The sequence below is a fragment of the Methylovulum psychrotolerans genome (assembly GCF_002923755.1).
GTDB lineage: Bacteria > Pseudomonadota > Gammaproteobacteria > Methylococcales > Methylomonadaceae > Methylovulum > Methylovulum psychrotolerans.
The window spans coordinates 1-1,076 of the sequence record NZ_PGFZ01000081.1 but is presented as its reverse complement, the minus strand read 5'-3'; the positions used below and the strand labels follow the sequence as shown (position 1 = coordinate 1,076).

The following is a 1,076-nucleotide window of genomic DNA, read 5'->3' as shown; positions in this document are numbered from 1 at the left end:
GCGGAACTGGCCGGCGTGCCGGCGCCGGTGCAGGCCGGGTGGGCGGGGCGGCAGCGCGTCGCCAAGATGGCGGCGCATTTGGGGGTCAGCCGGGCGGCGGCGGCGAAGTTGGACGCCACCGCCCGGCTGATTTTGGCACGCGAGCTGGGGCATAACCGCATCGAGGTGACCCGTGTCTATACTGGCTGATGAAATCCGGCGCTTGGCGCACCGCTATGTCCGTAAGGGCGGCAAGGCGCACCGCCGGAAACAGGTGCAAAAGCTGTTGCTGTTTGTGGCGTGGGTGGAGACCCAGGAGCCCGTCGGTCACCCGGCGCGGCTGGGCAAGCGCCATGTCATCGGGTTTTGGCGGGCTCACGATGGCCTTTCCGACAAGACCCGCTATGGCTATTGGCTGGCCTTGTGCGTGTTGTGGGGATGGCTGGACAAGCCCGGCAAACCGCCGCGGCCGTTTCTGCGGGGGTAGGCCGATAAGGTTGGTTAGATGGCTTGGCGGCTTGGTTAAACGTAAGGTTAGCAAATAGGGTGTCGGCCGACCGTCATCGGCGAAAATATCGGCATTTTTTGGCGTGTTATGTGATAATACGGCCAAATGATGGCCGATTAAATAACCTGTGTTATCCGTATGTCAAAACCAGCGCGGCAGTCCGACGCGCATCGGGTCTTGCCCGTTTGGGGCACACCTGCCCGCCACGGGCGGGTATATGCTGGCGGTTTAGGGTTTGCTTCCTATAGGCTTTGGCGTATTTTTGTCACGGAGGGTCCAGGAAACCCGTCGGTGTCCCGGCAAAGCCGGGAGGTGTCCTGGTCATCGCGTAAAACCACTTAAAAAGGTGTAACCCATGCAAAATGTAGGCTATGGGCGGGCGGTGGCCGTCACGCTCATGTTATGCCTGGCCGCATTCCGGGCGGACGGCAAAAAACTCTACCGCTATCAGGACGGCAACGGGCAATGGGCGTATGCCGACCGGCCGCCTGCGGCGGTCACGGCAGGCCAAGAGGTCGCCGTCAGGCAGTTGGATGTCAAGCCCAGGCAATTGGTGCGGCTGTTCCGGTCCGGCGACCCGCAACAGCCC

The 1,076-nt window shown here is 62.3% G+C and carries 3 protein-coding genes; all 3 read left to right on the top strand.

What is annotated here, in order from left to right; genetic code table 11:
- Positions 1-189, top strand: a 189-nt coding sequence (locus tag AADEFJLK_RS24900; RefSeq protein ID WP_211299344.1) for a hypothetical protein, incomplete at its 5' end; no start/stop codon positions are given.
- On the top strand, positions 173-466 hold the full coding sequence (locus AADEFJLK_RS23690) for a hypothetical protein (protein ID WP_103976045.1): 294 nt from the start codon (positions 173-175) through the stop codon (positions 464-466). The genes AADEFJLK_RS24900 and AADEFJLK_RS23690, both read left to right, overlap by 17 nt.
- Positions 467-842: 376 nt before the next feature.
- On the top strand, positions 843-1,076 hold a 234-nt coding region (locus tag AADEFJLK_RS23685), incomplete at its 3' end, for a DUF4124 domain-containing protein (RefSeq protein ID WP_146054750.1).